Annotated in this window: 27 protein-coding genes, 1 tRNA gene and 1 pseudogene; 6 read left to right on the forward strand and 23 right to left on the reverse strand. The window is 58.0% G+C overall.

Annotated features, from left to right (window positions below; translation table 11 throughout):
* From BW958_RS19800 to BW958_RS19915, 23 genes and pseudogenes are all read right to left on the reverse strand, one after another.
* The coding region (locus tag BW958_RS19800) for an alpha/beta hydrolase (RefSeq protein ID WP_143233165.1) at positions 1 to 984 on the reverse strand (984 nt) is incomplete at its 3' end.
* 443 nt (positions 985 to 1,427) lie between these two features.
* Complete coding sequence (locus tag BW958_RS19805; RefSeq protein ID WP_076577631.1) at positions 1,428 to 2,591, reverse strand: site-specific integrase; 1,164 nt, start codon at positions 2,589 to 2,591, stop codon at positions 1,428 to 1,430.
* Positions 2,558 to 2,791, reverse strand: a complete 234-nt coding sequence (locus BW958_RS19810; RefSeq protein WP_256702085.1) for an excisionase — start codon at positions 2,789 to 2,791, stop codon at positions 2,558 to 2,560. The genes BW958_RS19805 and BW958_RS19810 overlap by 34 nt, the downstream gene beginning before the upstream one ends.
* A gap of 3 nt (positions 2,792 to 2,794) precedes the next feature.
* Positions 2,795 to 3,163 (reverse strand): hypothetical protein, encoded by a 369-nt coding sequence (locus tag BW958_RS19815; protein ID WP_076577632.1) that lies wholly within the window; start codon positions 3,161 to 3,163, stop codon positions 2,795 to 2,797.
* A 139-nt stretch (positions 3,164 to 3,302) separates the two neighbouring features.
* Positions 3,303 to 3,641, reverse strand: a complete 339-nt coding sequence (locus BW958_RS19820) for a phage protein NinX family protein (protein WP_076577633.1) — start codon at positions 3,639 to 3,641, stop codon at positions 3,303 to 3,305.
* A complete protein-coding gene (locus BW958_RS19825; RefSeq protein WP_218641791.1) occupies positions 3,638 to 4,333 on the reverse strand; it encodes an ASCH domain-containing protein in 696 nt (231 codons plus the stop codon). Before BW958_RS19825 ends, BW958_RS19820 begins: the two co-directional genes overlap by 4 nt.
* On the reverse strand, positions 4,330 to 4,641 hold the full coding sequence (locus BW958_RS19830) for a DUF4406 domain-containing protein (RefSeq protein WP_076577634.1): 312 nt from the start codon (positions 4,639 to 4,641) through the stop codon (positions 4,330 to 4,332). Before BW958_RS19830 ends, BW958_RS19825 begins: the two co-directional genes overlap by 4 nt.
* A gap of 230 nt (positions 4,642 to 4,871) precedes the next feature.
* On the reverse strand, positions 4,872 to 5,483 hold the full coding sequence (locus BW958_RS19840; RefSeq protein WP_076577636.1) for a hypothetical protein: 612 nt from the start codon (positions 5,481 to 5,483) through the stop codon (positions 4,872 to 4,874).
* Positions 5,480 to 5,737: a DUF7446 family protein gene (locus tag BW958_RS19845; protein ID WP_076577637.1), complete on the reverse strand. Its 258-nt coding sequence runs from the start codon at positions 5,735 to 5,737 to the stop codon at positions 5,480 to 5,482. Before BW958_RS19845 ends, BW958_RS19840 begins: the two co-directional genes overlap by 4 nt.
* The gene (rdgC, locus tag BW958_RS19850; protein WP_076577638.1) at positions 5,734 to 6,645 is read right to left on the reverse strand and encodes a recombination-associated protein RdgC; all 912 of its coding nucleotides are present in this window, start codon (positions 6,643 to 6,645) and stop codon (positions 5,734 to 5,736) included. Before rdgC ends, BW958_RS19845 begins: the two co-directional genes overlap by 4 nt.
* 94 nt (positions 6,646 to 6,739) lie before the next feature.
* Entirely contained in the window at positions 6,740 to 7,318 is a 579-nt protein-coding gene (locus BW958_RS19855; RefSeq protein WP_076577639.1) for a phage N-6-adenine-methyltransferase, read from the reverse strand.
* Positions 7,311 to 7,583, reverse strand: a complete 273-nt coding sequence (locus BW958_RS19860; protein ID WP_076577640.1) for a hypothetical protein — start codon at positions 7,581 to 7,583, stop codon at positions 7,311 to 7,313. The genes BW958_RS19855 and BW958_RS19860 overlap by 8 nt, the downstream gene beginning before the upstream one ends.
* A complete protein-coding gene (locus BW958_RS19865) occupies positions 7,558 to 8,562 on the reverse strand; it encodes a hypothetical protein (RefSeq protein WP_076577641.1) in 1,005 nt (334 codons plus the stop codon). Before BW958_RS19865 ends, BW958_RS19860 begins: the two co-directional genes overlap by 26 nt.
* The gene (locus BW958_RS19870; RefSeq protein WP_076577642.1) at positions 8,559 to 9,584 is read right to left on the reverse strand and encodes a hypothetical protein; all 1,026 of its coding nucleotides are present in this window, start codon (positions 9,582 to 9,584) and stop codon (positions 8,559 to 8,561) included. Before BW958_RS19870 ends, BW958_RS19865 begins: the two co-directional genes overlap by 4 nt.
* 41 nt (positions 9,585 to 9,625) lie before the next feature.
* Positions 9,626 to 10,723 (reverse strand): coiled-coil domain-containing protein, encoded by a 1,098-nt coding sequence (locus BW958_RS19875; protein WP_076577643.1) that lies wholly within the window; start codon positions 10,721 to 10,723, stop codon positions 9,626 to 9,628.
* A gap of 353 nt (positions 10,724 to 11,076) precedes the next feature.
* Positions 11,077 to 11,754: pseudogene (locus BW958_RS20765) on the reverse strand (RecT family recombinase); the annotation flags it as partial.
* Positions 11,751 to 12,584 (reverse strand): PD-(D/E)XK nuclease-like domain-containing protein, encoded by an 834-nt coding sequence (locus tag BW958_RS19885; RefSeq protein WP_076577644.1) that lies wholly within the window; start codon positions 12,582 to 12,584, stop codon positions 11,751 to 11,753. The gene BW958_RS19885 and the pseudogene BW958_RS20765, both read right to left, overlap by 4 nt.
* Entirely contained in the window at positions 12,581 to 13,030 is a 450-nt protein-coding gene (locus tag BW958_RS19890) for a hypothetical protein (RefSeq protein WP_076577645.1), read from the reverse strand. The genes BW958_RS19885 and BW958_RS19890 overlap by 4 nt, the downstream gene beginning before the upstream one ends.
* A complete protein-coding gene (locus BW958_RS19895; RefSeq protein ID WP_076577646.1) occupies positions 13,027 to 13,392 on the reverse strand; it encodes a hypothetical protein in 366 nt (121 codons plus the stop codon). Before BW958_RS19895 ends, BW958_RS19890 begins: the two co-directional genes overlap by 4 nt.
* A gap of 2 nt (positions 13,393 to 13,394) precedes the next feature.
* Positions 13,395 to 13,586: a PA3496 family putative envelope integrity protein gene (locus BW958_RS19900; RefSeq protein ID WP_076577647.1), complete on the reverse strand. Its 192-nt coding sequence runs from the start codon at positions 13,584 to 13,586 to the stop codon at positions 13,395 to 13,397.
* A gap of 323 nt (positions 13,587 to 13,909) precedes the next feature.
* Complete coding sequence (locus BW958_RS19905; protein ID WP_076577648.1) at positions 13,910 to 14,155, reverse strand: hypothetical protein; 246 nt, start codon at positions 14,153 to 14,155, stop codon at positions 13,910 to 13,912.
* Positions 14,156 to 14,369: 214 nt separating this feature from the next.
* Positions 14,370 to 14,445 (reverse strand) — tRNA-Pro (locus BW958_RS19910).
* A gap of 247 nt (positions 14,446 to 14,692) precedes the next feature.
* Positions 14,693 to 15,373 carry a helix-turn-helix domain-containing protein gene (locus BW958_RS19915; protein ID WP_083687425.1) on the reverse strand — a complete coding sequence of 227 codons (681 nt, stop codon included), beginning with the start codon at positions 15,371 to 15,373 and terminating at the stop codon, positions 14,693 to 14,695.
* A gap of 65 nt (positions 15,374 to 15,438) precedes the next feature.
* On the opposite strand from BW958_RS19915, the gene BW958_RS19920 reads away from it, so the two are divergent.
* The 6 genes from BW958_RS19920 to BW958_RS20735 all read left to right on the forward strand — a co-directional run.
* The gene (locus tag BW958_RS19920; RefSeq protein ID WP_076577649.1) at positions 15,439 to 15,657 is read left to right on the forward strand and encodes a hypothetical protein; all 219 of its coding nucleotides are present in this window, start codon (positions 15,439 to 15,441) and stop codon (positions 15,655 to 15,657) included.
* Between the two features lie 33 nt (positions 15,658 to 15,690).
* Positions 15,691 to 16,440, forward strand: coding sequence for a phage antirepressor KilAC domain-containing protein (locus BW958_RS19925; protein WP_076577650.1), 750 nt, complete (start codon positions 15,691 to 15,693; stop codon positions 16,438 to 16,440).
* A 23-nt stretch (positions 16,441 to 16,463) separates the two neighbouring features.
* Positions 16,464 to 16,868 (forward strand): hypothetical protein, encoded by a 405-nt coding sequence (locus BW958_RS19930; protein WP_143233166.1) that lies wholly within the window; start codon positions 16,464 to 16,466, stop codon positions 16,866 to 16,868.
* A gap of 56 nt (positions 16,869 to 16,924) precedes the next feature.
* Entirely contained in the window at positions 16,925 to 17,092 is a 168-nt protein-coding gene (locus tag BW958_RS20580) for a hypothetical protein (protein ID WP_179078889.1), read from the forward strand.
* 46 nt (positions 17,093 to 17,138) lie between these two features.
* Positions 17,139 to 17,288 carry a hypothetical protein gene (locus BW958_RS20585; RefSeq protein WP_179078890.1) on the forward strand — a complete coding sequence of 50 codons (150 nt, stop codon included), beginning with the start codon at positions 17,139 to 17,141 and terminating at the stop codon, positions 17,286 to 17,288.
* Positions 17,285 to 17,403, forward strand: a 119-nt coding sequence (locus BW958_RS20735) for a DNA cytosine methyltransferase (protein ID WP_143233112.1), incomplete at its 3' end; no start/stop codon positions are given. The genes BW958_RS20585 and BW958_RS20735, both read left to right, overlap by 4 nt.

Consider the following 17,403-nt stretch of genomic DNA (forward strand, 5'->3'; position numbering starts at 1 on the left):
CTTGGTCGGTGCGCCCAGGGTCTGCTTGAACCAGTTGACCACGCGCTCGATGATCTGCGGCTGATACCAGTGGATATCGCCATGCTCGGCGCCTTGGACCAGCACATACTCAACCTTGTCGTGCTTTGCTTTCAGCGCGTCATACAGCTGGGCGCTCTGCTTGGGAGACACCAGCGTGTCGGCGCTGCCGTGCATGATCAAGAACGGCGGCTCATGCCCGCTGATATGACCCATGGAGCTGGCGGCGAGTGCTTTTTTCGGGTCGCTGCCAATGGTGGCTCCGGCGAAGGTACGAAACGCGGTGCCATGCACCAGCAGCGCTTCGGTCACGGCTTCTGATTGGTGCACCTTCTGGATAGCCTCGGGGAAGCCCTCTCCGATATTGAGCAGATTCGAGATGCCATAAATCGTCACCACGCCCTGTACGTCGGAAGATTGTCCAACGTAATCCCCTTGGTCGAACTCTTTGTTGCCATTGGTGGTGCCAAGCATTTGCGCCAGCCAGCCGCCGGCAGAATCACCGAGCACTGCGATGCGCGCCGGATCGATGTTGTAATCCTTGGCATGGGCTCTTAGGTAGCGCACGGCGGTTTTGCCATCCAGCAGCGGCGCCGGGAAGGTGTTCGGCACCACCCGGTATTCGGCCGCCGCGACCACATAACCGGCCTTTGCCAGCGCCATGCGCATGGCGATGTATTTATCGTGGTTGGCGCTCATAAAGCCGCCGCCAGGGAAGTAGACAATGGCGGGTTTCAGATCGGTATTGCGCGGCACGAGCAGCGACATTTTCAGCTGCCGCAGCGCCATGCCATCTTTGACCTGGGAGTAGATGATATTGCTGATTAAATCGGTTTGATCCTGCGACGGCGTGACCTTGATGACCTCTGCCCCGGCGGTAAAGCCCGGCAGATTATCGTTAGTAGCAGCCTGCGACGTCGCCGACAGCAGCATGCAGCCAGCCAGAACAAGGGATGTGGATTTCATAATGACCTTCTTGTCGAGAGTGAGGTTTTCCCGTTCGCTCGGCAGAATATCATTCGGATTTCTCGAGGAATAATCCAAGATGTTGATGCAATAGATGCAAAAACCTGATGTGTGGCAGGGCGCCTCGACATGCCGCATTTGGCCACCATCAGGCGGCCACCAGACAAACGCAATGAGGGGAGCAACGCGAGGGGCTCCACCTTAGTTCCACCGAAATGACTACCACTGCCCTGATGGTACTCATGATGGTACTAAATGCGCTGGCTTCTGGCGATTCACTCGGACTATTTCGGACAACAAAAAACCCGCAGAGCCTTACGCTGTGCGGGTTTCTGTATTTCTTCGTTCCCGGCCGGAACAGTGTTTGGTGGAGCTGGCGGGAGTTGAACCCGCGTCCAATGCAGCTTTACTAATTGAACTATAAGGTTTTTTTCTTGGGTGGCTTACTTTTGGATCACCAGTGGCGCTTTTGACGTCTGGCCGTCGTACTCGGCAAGGTAGGATCCGTAGTGCCGAAATAGCATCTCCGGCCCCTTGTGCCCCATCTGAGTGGCGAGCCAAAACAGGTTGCATCCGCGGCTAATGTTAGCCGTGGCGAAGGTGTGGCGGGTTTGATAAAGGTGGCGATAGCGAACGCCAGATCGCCGTAGGGTATAGATCCAGGCTTTCTTGCGGATTGCGTCAGTTCCGGCCCACGGTTTATTGAGCTTGGGATCTTCAAACACATACTCACCGCGCATAAAGGTAAACCGCTTCTGGCTGGTGAGCGCTGCTATTGCGTCGCTTGTCAGCTCGATAGTGCGATTGCCTGCTCGCGTTTTGGTGCTCTTGATGACGCCAACCACTTTAGCGCTGGAGACTTTCACTGTGTTGCCAATCCAGTCGATAGATCCCCACCGCAGAGCGCATACCTCAGACGGCCGCATGCCGGTCGCAAAGGCGAAGCGGAACAGGTTGGCCCACTGCTCGTTGATGCCGCTGGCTGTCGATAGGATGGCGGACACTTCTTCCGGGGTGAACGGGTCCACGTCTTTGGCTCCCCGATCAGGAACTGAATCCACGTCCAAATATCTGGCGACGGTGACCAGTGAAACGGGGTTTGCTGCCAACAGCCCGTCTGTCACCGCCTCATCAATGGCGCTGCGCAGGAACGACAGCCGGTTGCGGGCCGTCTTGGCTGTGGTCGAGGTTTCAGATAGCCACGTTTTTAGAATGGCCGGCGTCAGATCGGTAATGAGCACTTGGTGCATGCTGGACAGCGAGCTTTTACATTTCCGGTACCCGACTATCGTTGATGGGCTAATGCCGCGCCGCTCGCAGCGTGCGAGATACTCATCGAGGTAATCAACCACTCTGGCCGCTCGTGACCCAGATCCAAACAGTTTGAGCTTGCTGGACTTGGGGAACTGGTCAGCGTAGTAGAACTGGTCGCGCTCAATCTTGCCTTGGATTTCAGCAAGAAGGCGGGCGGCATACCGGATGTTGGCCGGTGTGCTGGGAAGGTTGGACAGGGGCTCGCGGCAGCGAACCCCACGATAGGTAAAGGTGATATTGATGGTATCACCACGCAGCGTTACGCCGCGCGGGAGCTGCTTTTCAGTGCCCACTTCATCACCTCATCAATGTTAACCCACCGCTCTTTCACGCCGTCTACGTTGACGATGTGGATGCCCAATTGCCATACGCCGCGCTGTATGCGCTTGTCGATAGTGCCCCGGTCGATGCTGGGCTCAATGACCGCTAGGTAGGTGCTCAGGGGTACTGCAGATGGCATGGCCATAATCACAAGGTTGTGGTCGGTACTCATCGGTTAGGTCCTCGTTTTGAGTAGCTCAGCGAGCTGGTTACGCCCGCGTTGGTTGTAGTAGAAAGTCTGCACCTGCTTGCGTGAGTGGACCGCCTGATCGAGGCGATATTCCCCAAACTCATCAGTCTTTACCTGGTGCTGATTGGCCAGCCGGCCGATCGCCTGGGCGCTGATACCAAACTCCTTAGCCAGTTCGCTTGCGCTCCAGACTTGCTGCGCAGCTGTCACCCCGAGATCCAGCCCGAGAGCCGTCAACACCCGGCGCGCCTCGGCCAACTTGGCGGACGATGACAGGGTGGGGGAGCTTAGTGCCTCGGTGAGCTGGTTGATCAGCAGGCTGTCGTGGTCGATGACGAGTTGTAGCTGGTGCATGGGCGGCCCTCCTGCGATAAGGATGGGCCGTAGCGGTGGTTGAAGGAAGGGCCGTTAATCTCCTATATCAGCGCCAGCACCATAATGGCGATCAGTGAGTTGACGACCAGAATCACGATCCCGGCAGCTTGTGATTTGGTCATGCTGCACCACCTATCAGTGCCGTTGGCACCTGCACCACATCGCCCAGCTTGGCGGCAACGATGGCGCGGCAGATGGCGATGAGTGCAGTTTCCCCGCGAGATCCATCGAGGTCGCGCCCAGGCACATATGCGTAGGGGCGGCCATCTGGAACGCTGGGCTCGATGCCCACGTCGTACTTGTCTCGTAGCGGCCCGCCCTGCGACCAGTCGGTCGATGGGCGATAGAATCGCTTGATGGTATGCGGGGTGCATGCCACCCCTTCTACTTGAGCCACAGCCCAGTCCAGCGCCGGACCTGTCAGATCGGCGGTCTTCACTTCGACAAAATCACTCATGCCGGTTCCTTAGCAGCGCCCTGCTGCGCGGTGGCGAGCACCTTGAACGGATAGACCCAAACCCATGGATTGCTGTCCCAGCTCTCTTGGCCGTAGATGCTGACCCAAAGGAACTCGAACAGCTGTCGAGCTGAGATCGTTTCGTCAGCGTCTGGGATGTGGCGCAGGAAGTCGATACCTTCCGCCTCGGCGTCTGCCTCGCTGATATCGTTCAGCCGTTCAGCGCGGACCTCGGTGATATCAAGCAGGATGCGGGCCGCCTTGCGTGGCATGTGGATGCTGGGGGTCCACTTCATAGGCAGCTCGCGGCCATTGCAGTCGTAGCATCGCGCAGCGTTCGGCTCAGAAGCACGATAGGCGTAACTTTCATGAGGGCAGCCGCCTACTGAACGGATTTTTTGCCCAAAAGTCTCCCGCACCCATATGCGATCACCTGGCCGGCCACACGGCGACACGGCCCCCCATGTGTCGTCAGCAACGCCGAACACCTCGGGGCCAGCCTGTAGGCAGCCGTGGCGATCGATGACGCCTTTGGTGTAGGTTCTCGCCACCGTGTCTGCCACGTCACGCGTCCCCACCGGATACCAGCCATCTGGTGGCTGCTTTTTCATGATGCGCCGCGTCATGGTCTTGGTCCCGTTCAGGATGGCTCTGACCATTTCACGGTTAAAGATAAGCCCGCTCTCTTTCACGCTGCCTCCTCATCCACTTGGTGGAGTACCGGCAGGATCACCGGCTTACCTAGCTTGATAGCCAGTGCGTGCTCAGCGAAGGCCCCGGCGCTGCGCTCCCAGCCTGGCAGCATGATCACATGCTCAGCCATCATCAGCATGGGCATGCAAAGCTGCATGTATTCGGTCTGGGTTAGCCCATCCGGCAGAATGGCCGGGTTAAGCGGAACGTGGCCGATGGCTTGAAGGCGCTGCGCCTCTTCGTTGAATGCCGGTCGGTTGTAATCTGGCAGGCCGGACATCGGCCCGGATATATAGACTTTCGCCATGGTAGGTCCTCGTGGTTAAAAGAAACCCCGGACTGGCCGGGGCTACGGTTATGCTCGCCAGCCGCGATACCCGACAAAGCCTGGCTCTTTGACGGCATTGATATGCCGCCATGGGAGCAGGGCGATCAGGGTTTTGAGCTGTGGATTATCGGGTTGGCTGTCGATGGTGACTTGAGCGCCTGGGTTGATACGGAGGTATCTGGCGCGGGTTTCTTCGGCTTCTGAGCGCGTCAGTCCGACTTGGATGATGGGAGGCCGGTATCGCACGGCGCACCTCCTTGCAGCTTGGGTGCGGCGGAGAGCGCGGCCTGCCAAGCAACCCATGTAATGTCTTTTATGTACGGGCCCATCCTGTCAGGGTGGTAATCGCGCCTGAACCAACGCTCAAATAGCTCCCGACTGCCAGAACCTCCTGCCACCATTTTGCCAGCGCCAGCAACATGGTCTGGCAGCCAACCAGCAAGCGCTGCATCTATGCGAGCCAGTGCAATCTCACCACAAACTCCGCTGGTAATTGCCCATTCAACGCAAGGGCGGCACTCACGCAGCAGCAGAGCCAATACGGCATTACGGCTGGCCGTATCTTCAACCGCAGCGGCCAGCTTTTCATTGCCCGCCTTCAGGCTTTGAATTTCCTGCTCCGGGTCATCCATCCCCGCGCAGGCGTTTACACATTCCACGATGCGGCGAGCATTGGCCTTGCGCTCATCAAGAGAGCGATAGGCAAATTTGTACTCTTCGCAAGATCCAATGATTGAACCGGCGGTGTCGTCTTGATAAAAATTCGTCGAGAGTCCAGCCCTATCATCAATCACCCACGGCTCTGGCGTGTGCTGACTCATACCTCATCCTCCTCTTTGGTGAATATCGAAGGCAGCTCTGCCACCACTTCTGCACGAAGGATGATGAATCCACCATCAGACAAGCCATAGGCGATAGGCTTATCAATGAACTTCAGGTGCTCAGCTACTGCTCGGCATGCGGAATCAGTAACGTCTGCTTTGCTTCCAACCCACATCGATCGAGCCGTATCAAGTGTGCCGTAGAATATTGTTCCGGTGAGCGTGGATGTGCCGATATGTTTTTTTCTGCTCATAGCGGAGCCTCCTCACCACCTAGGGCGGTCATCAGTGCCGGGATAAACTGGGACAGCTCGCCGGTCACCAGTGCAAAGTCGGCATCCATGCGGGCGGCTTGGTCCTCGCTGGTGATATCGTCGTTCCGCTCGCGCAGCTCATCGCTGAATTTGAGGCGCTTGATGGAGAGGTCATCACCCAGCACGAAGCAGAGGCACTCATCCCAGCAGAGGGCCAACTTGGTGACCAGCTTGTCGTTGTCGAGGTGGTTTTTTACCTCTTCGGTCATCAGATCCTGCTGCTTGCAGCGGATGATGCCGCCTTGCTCCATGGCGCTGCGCAGCTCGGACTCATCTTCCAGGGTGAAGCCGGCAGGGACGGTGCTCTCTTTCAGCCACTCGGTCATGGTGATTTCTGGCGGATTCTTGAGCGCTACTGGCACCACTGGCAGGGTGCCAATGGATTTGCGCAGCAGCGAAAGTACATCGTCCGCCTTCTTGCCGCTCGAGGCATCGACAGCCAGCAGGCCATCGGCAGGGTTAATCCAGACAAAGGTCTGACTGGTGCGGCTGAAGGCTCGTGGCAGCAGGGTGCGCAGCAGATCTTCTTTCAGCGCCTCCTTCTCTTTCTTCTTCAAGGGGCGGCCTTGCCCGTGCTCAATGGCCTCTATCTTCTCGGCCAGCATCTCCTTGACTACCGATGCCGGCAGAATCTTTTCTTCCTTGCGGGCGCAGAGCAGGAGTTGCCCGGAAGCGCTGTGCGCCAGGGTGGCGCCAAACTTGCCAAGCGGAGCGACCCAACCAAAGCGTGAGAGGTCTTGCGCGCCGCATGGGGTAAAGGTGCAGCTGGCCAATGCATCTTCAAGTTGCTCAGCGGTGAGCGTGAAGGGGCGGGAGAAGCGGTAAAGTTGAAGGTTCTTAAACCACATGATGGTAGGTCCTCTGGTTAAACGCAGGCAGCACAAGGCCGCCAGCGGGTTATCCACTGAATCGGTGAGTTGAGTGGTTGATGAATTGTGGGTATCAGGCTGCGTCTCGCATGGCGCCTTGGCCCGCGAGGATTAGAGCTTGCTTACTTACATCCCGGATCCGGCACTCGCCGCGCCAGCCTGGGGCAAAGATGAGGAACATGGAGCCTTTAGGGTTGCCCTTCATTTCCTCACCGGTTGCTTTGTTGATGAAGTGGATGCGGCCATTACGCCATTTGCCGCGTTCATCACGGTAACCGACGATATGGCGCACCTCACTGGCCCGCTCAGCCGGATACCACTCGGTGCTGGTGTCTTGCGGTACCAGCATGACGGTGCCGATCCCCTTAGCCTGTTGCTCAATGACCTTTTCCACCCATGGGAAAATATCTGAGTAGGGCGGGTTAAGCCACACCCAGGGCGATCGTACAGACGGACTGATAAAATCGCCCCAGTCCACGCTTAACGCATCAATATCCGGCGTCAGGTAGCGTTGGCAGAGCGCTGTTTCTGGCAGTGCAGCTGCGTCGAGTGAGAAATGAAACTCTGCATCCATGGCCTGATAGAGCCAGCCCGGCGTCATCGTCATGTCTCTGGTTTCTTCTGGGGTGGTAGAGCCCCGGTAATCAGCCATTGCTGTCACCTCCCGTGTGATAAAGGCGCACGTAGGCGCGGTGGAGACCGTATGTGCCGTATGAAAGCTGGCAGCGCCGGAGCGTCACGCGCAGGTGCTTATGCTTGACCAGCTTGGTCATGGTGTAGAGCACGCCGTGGCGGTCTGTATTGAGTTCAAGGCAGGCGCCTTGGGCGACGGCTTCCGAGACGGTCAGGCTGCCACGGCCGCGCAGCCAGTCGAGGAAAGCCAGTTCGCGGTCAGAGAGGGGCGGTGGTATCGGCATTGTCACCACCTTGCTTGCTGAGGAACTTGTCGTAGATGGCGAGAGCCATATCCATGGCATGCTCAGAGCCGGTCTTTAGCTCACTGACCGGTAACGCCATCATCACATCGACCATCTCACTGACGACACGCTGGCGCTCGGTCAGTAGTGGGCGGAAATCCCATTCATCCCATTCACCAGCGACTTCGCTTCCATCCGGGTAGCTAAGGATAACATGCTCATTCCCAGCCCCAGTTATTGTCACCTCATCCCAGTCACGCTCGCCCTTGTCCTTTTTCAAAACACGGACGCCAACTGGCGGCTGCTCGCCGCACTCGAACCAGTGCGCATCAAGAAATGCCTGGCCACCGCACACAGCATCATCGCGCTTAACCAGCTCTGCGTCTGCCAGTTCGACTATCTCTGCAAGAGTGCCGCTATCGAGCCACCGAGGGTTTCTCTTTAGTAGCGCAAGAAGGTGCTGCGCCACTGCCTCTGCTTCTTCTGCGCCAATGGAGCGGCACTCCTCTTCTTTGATGGCTGGCTGTTGGGTGCCATTTGGCCGGCGCTCCAGCGTGTCGCGCCAGTCTCCGAGGACTTCGCCTTTGCGGGATAGGCGAGCGAACTTGTTCGATACCTCACCGCGCCATAGGTCAGCACCATGTGTCTTAGTTGGCATGTCACTGTAATACCACCATAGTCCCTTATCGCCATCCTGCGCCAACCACTCAGCCCAGTCTGGCGCGTCTTTCCAATCCGGCTTGTTTTGCAGCTCAGCGCGACGGGCGAGCCACTGGTGTTTGTTGTAACAACCACCCCAGTCTACCGGTGGATATTCGAGCCATCTGAATGTTCCATCAGAAACAAAAGCTGCCGCAAAAGCGCGGCCAGGAACAATGTCCGGCCACTCATGAACATTCCGCGCCAGCCAGTCCAGGTCGGCGTCGAAGCGCCGGGTATGCTCGGCGCCAAGCGCCTGCAGTTGTTGCTTGTCGTTCACGCTGCCTTCCTCCCAATCTGTTGTACCTTGCGCGCCCGGGTTTGCTTGAGGCTGTCTTTGATCTTGAGCGGCGTCAGGCTGTGGTCGATAGCGTCTAGCTCAGCCAGCGCTATGGCTAGCGAGTCCATATCCTGGGTGAGTTCCATGTTTTTCAGCGTGACCTTGCCGGTATCGAATAGCGCACTCTCGCTGTATTTGTCGGCCAAGTATTGGCGCACCTCTTTTGGCATGGTGCGGTGCTTGACCGTGCCAATGGTTCCGTCTTGGGTGGGAATGGCGTCCCAGTGGTAGCCGGCAGAGGTTTCGACGCGATAGGCATACATGTGGTCGCGGCTGACAACTGTATCGTCAGTGGGCCTGAATGTTTCCGCCACGACGCAGGGGCGACGGTAAAGGTAGTAGTGAACCCCTTTGACCTCGATCACTTTCTCGACCAGTAGCCCCTCAATCATCATGCGGTGCTGGGTGTTGTTGACAGAATCCTTGGCGTACACCACCGCCTTGGTGGCGCGCACCAGCATTGATTCGGTGCGCTGCAGCTTCATCTTGAGTTCGTTGTGCTCGGCTTCGCGCTTCTGGCCGGACTCTTCCAGGCGCTTGAGGCGGGCCTTGGCTTTGTCCAGCTCAGCCTTAATGCGGCGCCCTTCTTCGGCGTCGCGCTTGTAGGCGTCGCGCTGATGGGCCATCTGGCTGTGGGCGCTCTCGATTTTGCGCACCTTGGCTTCATCTTCGCGGCGGGCGGCAATTAGGCGGGAGCACTGGATGCGCAGCTCGTCGTGCTCAGCCTTGAGCTGGGTGAGCTCCAGCGCCGAGGCATTGCGCTGGTCGTGCAGCGCGTCCTCATCGTCAAGCATGGCGTTACTGGCGGCGATGATGGCCTCGGTATTGCCAATCAACTGGGCGCGCAGGGCGTCGAGCATGGGGCGGGTGATATCCGACGCCGCTTTGATGGCGGCATCGAGTTGCGGGATCATGGCGGAGGCGGCCGCGTTGGCCACCTCGCCGGCTGTGAGTTGGGTCATGGATAGGTCCTTGGTGGGGTCGGCCTGGTTAAGGCTGGTGTTCAGTAGCTGATAGTCAGGTGGCTTACATGCCCCTTGGCGATGGCGCAAATCAGGGCCTTGGCCTGCTCTTCTGCAATGCCCAATCCCATCAGGTCCATCAGCACGGCGTTGTTGATGCTGGCGCGGTGCTCACGGTCGGCGGCGCGGCGGGCATCTTCTTCGGCCTTTTGGCGCTGCTCTTGCTCAATGCGCTGGCGCTCTTGCTCAGCGGCCCGGGCTGCGGCCTCTTCTGCCTGGCGCTGGGCGTTGGCTTCTGCCTGCTGGCGGCGCTGTTCGGCTTGCTCAGCTTCGGCAATGCGGCGTGCCTCTGCCTGCTGGCGGGCCAGCTCTGCAGCTTCTGCGTCGCGGATGGCCTGTTGCTCGCGCTCTTTAGCCAATAGTGCTTGGCGCTCGGCATCAAAGCGGGCTTGCTCTTGGCGGCGTGCTTCGGCTGCGGCTGCCTCTTCGGCAATGCGGCGCTCGCGGTCTGCTTGCTCACGGGCTGCAGCTTCTTGGCGCAGGCGCTCCAGTTCGGCGGCCTGTGCTTCCCGCGCTTTGGCCTTCTCGATGACGGCGCGCAGGTGGAGCAGTGCTGCATCTTTGGCTACCCCGGCTTGGGCTGTTACATCTTGCCAGCTGTCATCAATCGCGATGGCTTCGATTTGCTGCAGGTAGTGGTCAAGCTCGGCGCTCGGTAGTTCGCTGCTGGCCTCTTTGGCGTTGGCGAAAACAGCCATGCGCTCCTGCAGCGCAGCAACCCGGGCCTCTTCTGCCGCTTCGTACTGGGTGAGCGGGGCGCGCACTTCATCCTTGAGCGCGTCGAGCGTGTCACGGATGGTTTTGCGGTGAGCGTCGATGCGCTTGGGGATCTCCTTGTACTGGTCTGTCAGCTCTTTGCCGATGCCATCCAGATAGGTTTTGGTCTTGGCCACGGCATAGGCGACGCTGGCGATTTCTTTGCGGCCCTTGGCGGTAGTGACGTCAGGCACCAGGCTTGATGCTTTCTGGCGCACATCGGCCAGCAGGGCGTCGATGCCGGTACCTTCGGTAAACAGGGTAACGGCATTAGCCTGCTCGAGCACCACGAGCTGGGTATCGGTCTTGGCTTGTTCGGTCATGATGAATCCTTGCGGTCAAAGAAAAGCCCGCACTGGGCGGGCTGGTTGGTTGTTGTTGCGGTTTACTGCGGCTGGCCCAGCGCCTTTCTGCGCTCGCCGGCCACCTGCTTGATACCCTTGATGATCTGTTGGTCACCGGTGGAGTTGGCCCAATCCCATGCTGCAGTGTAGGCCGCTTGCCAGCTTTCGACTTCCTCCGCTGCCTCGATGGCAGCGCAGTGATCGGCGTAGGCGTTGGCGTGGTCGATGGGTTCGGCTTGTGGCTCAGGCGCCGGCGCTTGCTCAACGTCAATCACTTGGCTTTGGCTTCGCATGGCGGAAAGGGCGCGAGCGCCGGGGGCCGCCGGTGCGGCTGGCGTAACATCACGCTCAACGCGGGCATCCTCAAACTCGTCCGGGGTGTAGACGCCCATGATGACGTCGGGGCAGTACAAGCGAGCCCAGCGCTTGGTGGCCAAGTAGGCCAGCTGCTGGCGTGGGTCATCAGCCCAGAGTGTCGAATTGCGGGTGCGCGCTTGCGCCAAGTACAGCTCCAGCACCCGCGGCTCATCTTCTCCTCTGATGGTGGCCCATACCTTGATGCCCAGCCCTTCCTCATCTTTCATGGTCCACCCGGGCTGACGGTACTCCTTGCCATCCTGGTTTCTCTTTATCTCGAACTTACCAATGACCTTGCTCCAGTCACCAAACCACTCGAAGTGGAGGCGATCCTTGGTGGGAGCCAGCGCAGTGATAACGGCGTTAACCAGCTGCGCTTCATATCCCATCTTGCCAGACACAAAGTGCGTCTTTTGGGCTACTGCAAACGGGTTCATGCCCCACTGCACCGCTTGCATCACCACCGCTAAGCAGTCGCCTGGGCTGTTGCGGTACTCCTGCGGGATGGTTGCCTTGCCGGTGGACATGATGTTGGCGAGGTTCACCATGGCGCCCATGCTCGCTACATCGAGAGTCAAGTTCTGGCCCACCTGGTTAACTTGGGTGGCAGGCTGCTGCGCCGGGAAATCGGCAACGTTTGATAGTTGTGTCATGCTGCTTTCCTTGCCGCCCACGCCGGGCGGAGTAGGGGTTTGAAGTCGTGCCAGTCATCATTGATGCGGCATTCGTGGAAGCGATTGAGGTCGCGGCGAAACAGGTCTTTGCCAGCCTCTTTCCAGTCGTCGGTGAGGGGGCGAACCCGCACCGAGTAGCGGCCGCAACTGATGCTGGTGCTGACGGCGATAAACACGAAGTCCGGCCACTCACCGGTGACGCGATGAAACCCTTCCGAGTACATGGCGTCTTGGACGTGGTAGCGGAACTCTTCGACGTGCTGCTCGAAGCGGCCCATGTCAGCGACGGTTTTCACATCGATGATGATGGGGTGCTCTGTCAGATGGCGGTCTGGCCGGATGCGGCACAGCTCGCCGGTTTCTTGGTCAATCCAGTAAAACGAGGCTTCGCTGTGTCCGGCCTGTTCCAGCAGCCAGCGGGCGTCGGGGTGGGCGAACACGCTATCGCGCATCAGCTCGAGCTTGCGGCCGTCCTCTGCGCTGATCACCGTCTTGCCAGTCTGGCTGCAGTTTGCGAGAAACTCCGCCTCGTCGGCCTTGCCGGCAGTGGTGCGCCGGTTGAACTCCGGCGCGATGATGAAGCGATCTTTAAACTCATCGGGCTCCAGGATGCGGCAGTGGGTGGCACTGCCCATATCGAACGCCTTGAGCTTTTCCTCATCGACCGGCGCGTGCTTGGCCCACATGTAAGTGGCAGGGCTTTCGGCAATCTGGTCGAGCTGGCTTTTGCTGACGCCGGGGCCAGCGTGGTACTCCTCGTTAGAGAGACCAAACACCAGGCCGAGCGGGTGCAGGTCTGGTGCGTTCATGCTGCACCCGCCTTGAGCTTGGCAATAAGCTCCTCGGCATTGCTAATGCTTAGTAGCCACTCTTCATATCTTCCGCCAGCAACAAGCTCACCCCATGGCGCGGGGTCGCCATTTTTGTGGAGACCGTACACGCCAAGGCTTTCATCCATCAGCGCTGTTATGTCACCGGTTAGCTTTTCCAGTGCCGCCAGTAACTCGGCGCTCTGTTTATCAAGCTCCAACAGTTCGGTGCCAACGGCAGAGATAATCCCTTTCTGCTCCAGCTCATCGGTCGGCAGGCCACGACAGGCATTCACGCAGGCCACGATACGACGGGCGTCAGCGATTACCGACTCCTCATCCTCAGTTCCAATTTCGGCAATGTGGAATGATGTTTCGGCGGACGAAACGAACACGTCACCGCTTGCGTCCTGATAAACACCCCACGGCTCCGATGTGTGCTTCATGCTGCACTCCTTTGTTGATAGCGCTCCCAGGCCTCTTCGCTCATGCCGTCCTCGAGCTGGGCGCAGTGGTTGCTCCAGGCGTCTGCGGCCAGATCAAGCAGCGCGGCGTCAATCAGTTCGCTGACGAGTTGCATCAGCGGCGCCTGCTCACCTTCGGTCATCAGCAGAAACAGTGCTTGGTTAAGGCGCAGATCCTGCTCTTTGTTGACCTCGGCCAGCAGCACGGCAGGGGTGGTGTCCAGCTCGCCACGCAGCAGGGCAGGGCGGTTGTCCTCGACCCACTGGGCAATCCACTCGGCGCGGTCGGTGTCCAGCGCTTCGCGGCCTTCCAGCTCGGCGAGGAGGGTGTTTTCGTGGGTCATAGCTAAAGCTCCATGGCTAGCCGCAGTGCGCGCTGCTCGTTGTACTCCTCGATAGCGCGGCGGGTTTTCAATTGCTGCTTTGCTGAGCGCTTCTCGGCGGCGGTCGGCTCCCGCTCTACGTCATAGCGCTGCGGGGTGCGCGGCGGGATTGAGCCGCGATAGCCCATCACTTGGGCTTCGGTCAGTGGTTTCATGGATAGGTCCTCGGTTGGTTTATCCCGCAAGCCCCGGTAAGGAGCCTGGGGGATACCCGCTGTTGCCAGCGGGCACCGCTTTTAGATAGGCATTCAAAACTGCAATTCACTGCTTTTACTTCTCTCACTTTCACACTCCGAATCCGGTTCTAACGGGCCACGGAGCATCCCCACAGGCATCGGGATTAGTGGTTGTGTGCCTGTATCTCGTTGTTAAAGAGCGGTGCGACCTGATTTCAGGTTGCAAGAAGCCAAAGCGCACTTGTGGCACTTGTTGAAATGGGCTTTGGCTACGGCGCTATGAGGGAAGCGCCAGACCCGGGTTATGCGGCGTGCTTGTGGTAGTCGGCTCGCAGTAGGAGCGTGCCGCGGTATTTGCTCTTGCCAAGCAGGCGGTTTTGCTCGGCGCGAAGCTTGATGATGCTGTGGTGCTCGCTGGCGAGCATGGCCACGATGGCCTTTTGCTTGAGTGCGACGCGGCGTGCTTTGTTACCGCTTACCGTGTCGTGAATGGCGGCGATCAGCTTGTCCAGTTGATTCGCGGCCCTGTTAATCAATCTGAGAGTCATATAAACTCCTGATATCTGTTGATGGATAGGTCCTCGACAGATGCCAAAGGCCTTCGGGTCTTGGCAAACCGCACCGGCTGGTTACCGGTGCAGGGGGTTGGGGTGGTTCCCTACTCCCCTTCAAGGCCCGGGTAGCTCCCGGGCTTTGTCGTTTCTGCGCCATGGTGAGTGGCGTTTGCCCTGGTTATGGGCTGGTCCTCGGCAGTGCTGTATATGGTCGGTGATAGAGGTTTCGAACCTCTGACCTTCTGGTCCCAAACCAGACGCGCTACCAGCTGCGCTAATCACCGATGGTTGCTGGCCTTTTACTCCGCCAGCGCGGGAGGGGGCAGTGCTTGCTTCCGGCTAAACCAGAGAGGAGGTGTAAGAGCCACTCTGGCCAAGTCCCCTTGGCTTGTTTTGCTCATCGGGAACAATTTGATTTTTGCCAAAAGGAATGAATTCGTCAACATGAATTTGCAAAAAGACACAAATTTTTCTCAATGAACAAAAAAGCCCGCTACTCAGAGCGGGCCAGAATGCAAATCTATGAGGTGGTTAGTGCCGTTTCTCTACTACCTTTCCGAGCGGAATAACATCGTCTTCTGTCAAACTACCAGCTCGCGTGTCATCAACTCCGTAGCGCCAGCAGTCAAGTCCCTTGATCGCCCTTAGGAGTCGATACTCGTTACTCTTTAGCACCTTGGCCAGCATGATTGAGTTGTGTTCTGGCTTGTGGTCAGCCATATCGATTAGGCAGATCGTACCTGGTCTGATGCCATCGTTTTGTAACTGATCATCATCTGCCTCAAGGGCGATGATGTGGCCATCACGCTCAGTGGCAAGGCTGCGACCCGTATCAGTGTTAGGCCAGGAATCAATATCGTGGCTAGCCTGAATGGCTGGCAACGTCCAAACAGGCACTAACCCGGCCTCTGATTCGATGGCTCTGATAAAGCTATCTGAAGATCTTCCAAGATAAAGCCATACAGGATCAGCCCTAAGCGCCTTTGCTAGCGACATAAGGCTACTTGCCCTAACTTCACGGCCAGGGTCATTCAAGATACGACTGATCACTCCATTACTGATCCCAGTTTTTCGACTCAGTTCTGCTGGACTAACTCCCAATTCCGCCATGCGTGCTCGCAGACGTTCAGAAAAATTCTTCATTGCACCGCCCTGATTGCTTTCTTGCAGTAAGTCTAAGCTCTGGGCGTTTGCCAAAGGGTCATTACTCACGTTGACTTTCCTTGCTTATTGGCAATAATGGTTATGCGTTATGCAACAACCACGAGGACCTATCCATGCACGTAGATGCACCTATCCGATTTTTTGGGAATGCGACAAAGGCGGCTGCTGCCATTGGTGTCAACGTCAGCAACATGACCCGCTGGAAACAGAAGCGCGACGGAATCATTCCGGCCGATCAGGCGGTGCGCTTCGTTCTGGCCTCCAAGTACATGCTTGACCTTGGCTGGGATGACTATGCGGACGCCAAGGAAGATCAGAAGCAAGCAGCCTAAACCACGGACTAACCATCCATCGAGGACCGATACATGAACCTGAGCATCATCAATACCACCACCCTGACCATGAGCAGCCTTGAGATCGCTGAACTGACAGGCAAGCGCCATGACAACGTAATGCGTGACATTCGCGAGATGTTTAACCAGCTGGATCAAGACATCGATTCGAACCGCCTCAAAACTGAGTTTCTCGAAAGAATCAATAACTTGGGACTTCCAGTTAAGGATAAACACTACCTCCTGACCAAAGACGAAAGCCTCTGCTTGGTGGCTGGATACAGCGCTGCACTTCGCATGGCGATTATCAAACGCTGGCAAGAGCTGGAAGCGAAGCAACAGGTCAGCAAGATCCCGCAGACCTACGCCGCAGCGCTGCTGGAAGCTGGTCGCTTGGCTCTGGAGCTTGAGAAGAAAGAAGAACAACTCACCCAGGCCAACAACGTTATTGCCATCAATGCCCCTAAGGCTGATTTCGCTGATCGCGTCGCCGGCGATGACAAAGGTGTATTGATTGGCAACTTCGCCAGAACAGTGGGCATTGGTCAGAACACTTTGTTTCGCATCTTGCGTGATGAACGAATCCTGATGGATGGCGGAAATCGCCACAACCTCCCGTTTCAGGAGTATCTGGACCGCAGTTACTTCACTGTTTCCGAAAAGCCCTATGAGGTGCACGGTGAAACGCGCATAGGGTTCCAGCCCATGATCACCGGCAAAGGTCAGCAATGGCTGGCAAAGCGCCTGATTGACCTTGGCTATCTGAAGCCGATCGCAGTTTAACCAACTGATTCGAGGACCTATCCATGCCACCAAGAGCTCTACCCGCCTATCAGCGCCTGGACGCTGAGACTGCGTTAAAGGTGCGCGGCACACCCGCCCATCGTCGCGTGTGGCGGGAGGCTGCATCCGAACTGCAGCTGACTGAAACACAATTCGCCCGCGCCTCCATCATCATGCTCCTGTGCTCCTTAGCAAAACACGACCCAGACGCTATCGCTAGGGCCGTCAAACGGGCAAATCAACAACTTGCCGACGCCGGTATGCCGACGATCACTGCCGAGGAAATCCTGAGCGGTGAGGGCCTGCCGGAGTATGGCCTGCTGACATGGAGCCAGCAGGAGTGCGATGAGCACACCGCCGAGCATGAGGCTCAACTACCTAAATTCAAGCGCATTATCCGCGCCATCTTCTCGCCGTTCTGGGGGTAACACACATGGCAAGCATCAGATCACCACGCCCTGCTCCTGAGTATGTAGAACCGCGCATGGCTATTGCGATGAAGGCCATGGTCTGCGAGCTGGCACACGTACTGGGTCACGACGATGTAGTGGCCGTGGCACACGCAGCCGGTACCGATCGCAGTGCTCTGCGCCTGCAGGCCGAGCTGGAAGCCCGACAACTACGGAAAGCTGACTCCGAACATCAAGCCTAAAACCAACAACCTGCCGGCCTAACCAGCCGGTATTGAGGACCTGACCATGAACGTCATCGTTGAACCCGCCTCGAGCGGGGAATCCCTGTCGCGCTGCCCCAACTGCGGCGCCGATCTGCAATCTGCCTGTGAGCACCAGTTCGTCTGCCTGGCCTGCGACTACGAAGAGACCGACCTGAGTGGGGAGGTGGCATGATTTACGGCAGCGTTTGCAGCGGCATTGAGGCCGCATCCGTCGCATGGGAACCGCTTGGCTGGCAGCCAGCATGGTTTGCAGAAATTGAACCATTTCCCAGCGCCGTGCTGGCGCA

It is taken from the genome of Aeromonas sp. RU39B (genome assembly GCF_900156095.1).
Lineage (GTDB): Bacteria > Pseudomonadota > Gammaproteobacteria > Enterobacterales > Aeromonadaceae > Aeromonas.

Excerpts from the sequence above, each read along its gene's own strand:
- BW958_RS19930 (WP_143233166.1), top strand. The coding sequence starts at position 16,464 with ATGCCACCAAGAGCTCTACCCGCCTATCAGCGCCTGGACGCTGAGACT.
- BW958_RS19820 (WP_076577633.1), bottom strand. The coding sequence starts at position 3,641 with ATGAGTGATTTTGTCGAAGTGAAGACCGCCGATCTGACAGGTCCGGCG.
- BW958_RS20580 (WP_179078889.1), top strand. The coding sequence starts at position 16,925 with ATGGCTATTGCGATGAAGGCCATGGTCTGCGAGCTGGCACACGTACTG.
- BW958_RS19890 (WP_076577645.1), bottom strand. The coding sequence starts at position 13,030 with ATGAAGCACACATCGGAGCCGTGGGGTGTTTATCAGGACGCAAGCGGT.
- BW958_RS19830 (WP_076577634.1), bottom strand. The coding sequence starts at position 4,641 with ATGGCGAAAGTCTATATATCCGGGCCGATGTCCGGCCTGCCAGATTAC.
- BW958_RS19815 (WP_076577632.1), bottom strand. The coding sequence starts at position 3,163 with ATGCACCAGCTACAACTCGTCATCGACCACGACAGCCTGCTGATCAAC.
- BW958_RS19875 (WP_076577643.1), bottom strand. The coding sequence starts at position 10,723 with ATGACCGAACAAGCCAAGACCGATACCCAGCTCGTGGTGCTCGAGCAG.
- BW958_RS19895 (WP_076577646.1), bottom strand. The coding sequence starts at position 13,392 with ATGACCCACGAAAACACCCTCCTCGCCGAGCTGGAAGGCCGCGAAGCG.
- BW958_RS20585 (WP_179078890.1), top strand. The coding sequence starts at position 17,139 with ATGAACGTCATCGTTGAACCCGCCTCGAGCGGGGAATCCCTGTCGCGC.
- BW958_RS19855 (WP_076577639.1), bottom strand. The coding sequence starts at position 7,318 with ATGGCTGATTACCGGGGCTCTACCACCCCAGAAGAAACCAGAGACATG.
- BW958_RS19840 (WP_076577636.1), bottom strand. The coding sequence starts at position 5,483 with ATGAGTCAGCACACGCCAGAGCCGTGGGTGATTGATGATAGGGCTGGA.
- BW958_RS19925 (WP_076577650.1), top strand. The coding sequence starts at position 15,691 with ATGAACCTGAGCATCATCAATACCACCACCCTGACCATGAGCAGCCTT.
- BW958_RS19870 (WP_076577642.1), bottom strand. The coding sequence starts at position 9,584 with ATGACCCAACTCACAGCCGGCGAGGTGGCCAACGCGGCCGCCTCCGCC.
- rdgC (WP_076577638.1), bottom strand. The coding sequence starts at position 6,645 with ATGTGGTTTAAGAACCTTCAACTTTACCGCTTCTCCCGCCCCTTCACG.
- BW958_RS19845 (WP_076577637.1), bottom strand. The coding sequence starts at position 5,737 with ATGAGCAGAAAAAAACATATCGGCACATCCACGCTCACCGGAACAATA.
- BW958_RS19920 (WP_076577649.1), top strand. The coding sequence starts at position 15,439 with ATGCACGTAGATGCACCTATCCGATTTTTTGGGAATGCGACAAAGGCG.
- BW958_RS19885 (WP_076577644.1), bottom strand. The coding sequence starts at position 12,584 with ATGAACGCACCAGACCTGCACCCGCTCGGCCTGGTGTTTGGTCTCTCT.
- BW958_RS19905 (WP_076577648.1), bottom strand. The coding sequence starts at position 14,155 with ATGACTCTCAGATTGATTAACAGGGCCGCGAATCAACTGGACAAGCTG.
- BW958_RS19860 (WP_076577640.1), bottom strand. The coding sequence starts at position 7,583 with ATGCCGATACCACCGCCCCTCTCTGACCGCGAACTGGCTTTCCTCGAC.
- BW958_RS19900 (WP_076577647.1), bottom strand. The coding sequence starts at position 13,586 with ATGAAACCACTGACCGAAGCCCAAGTGATGGGCTATCGCGGCTCAATC.
- BW958_RS19810 (WP_256702085.1), bottom strand. The coding sequence starts at position 2,791 with ATGAGTACCGACCACAACCTTGTGATTATGGCCATGCCATCTGCAGTA.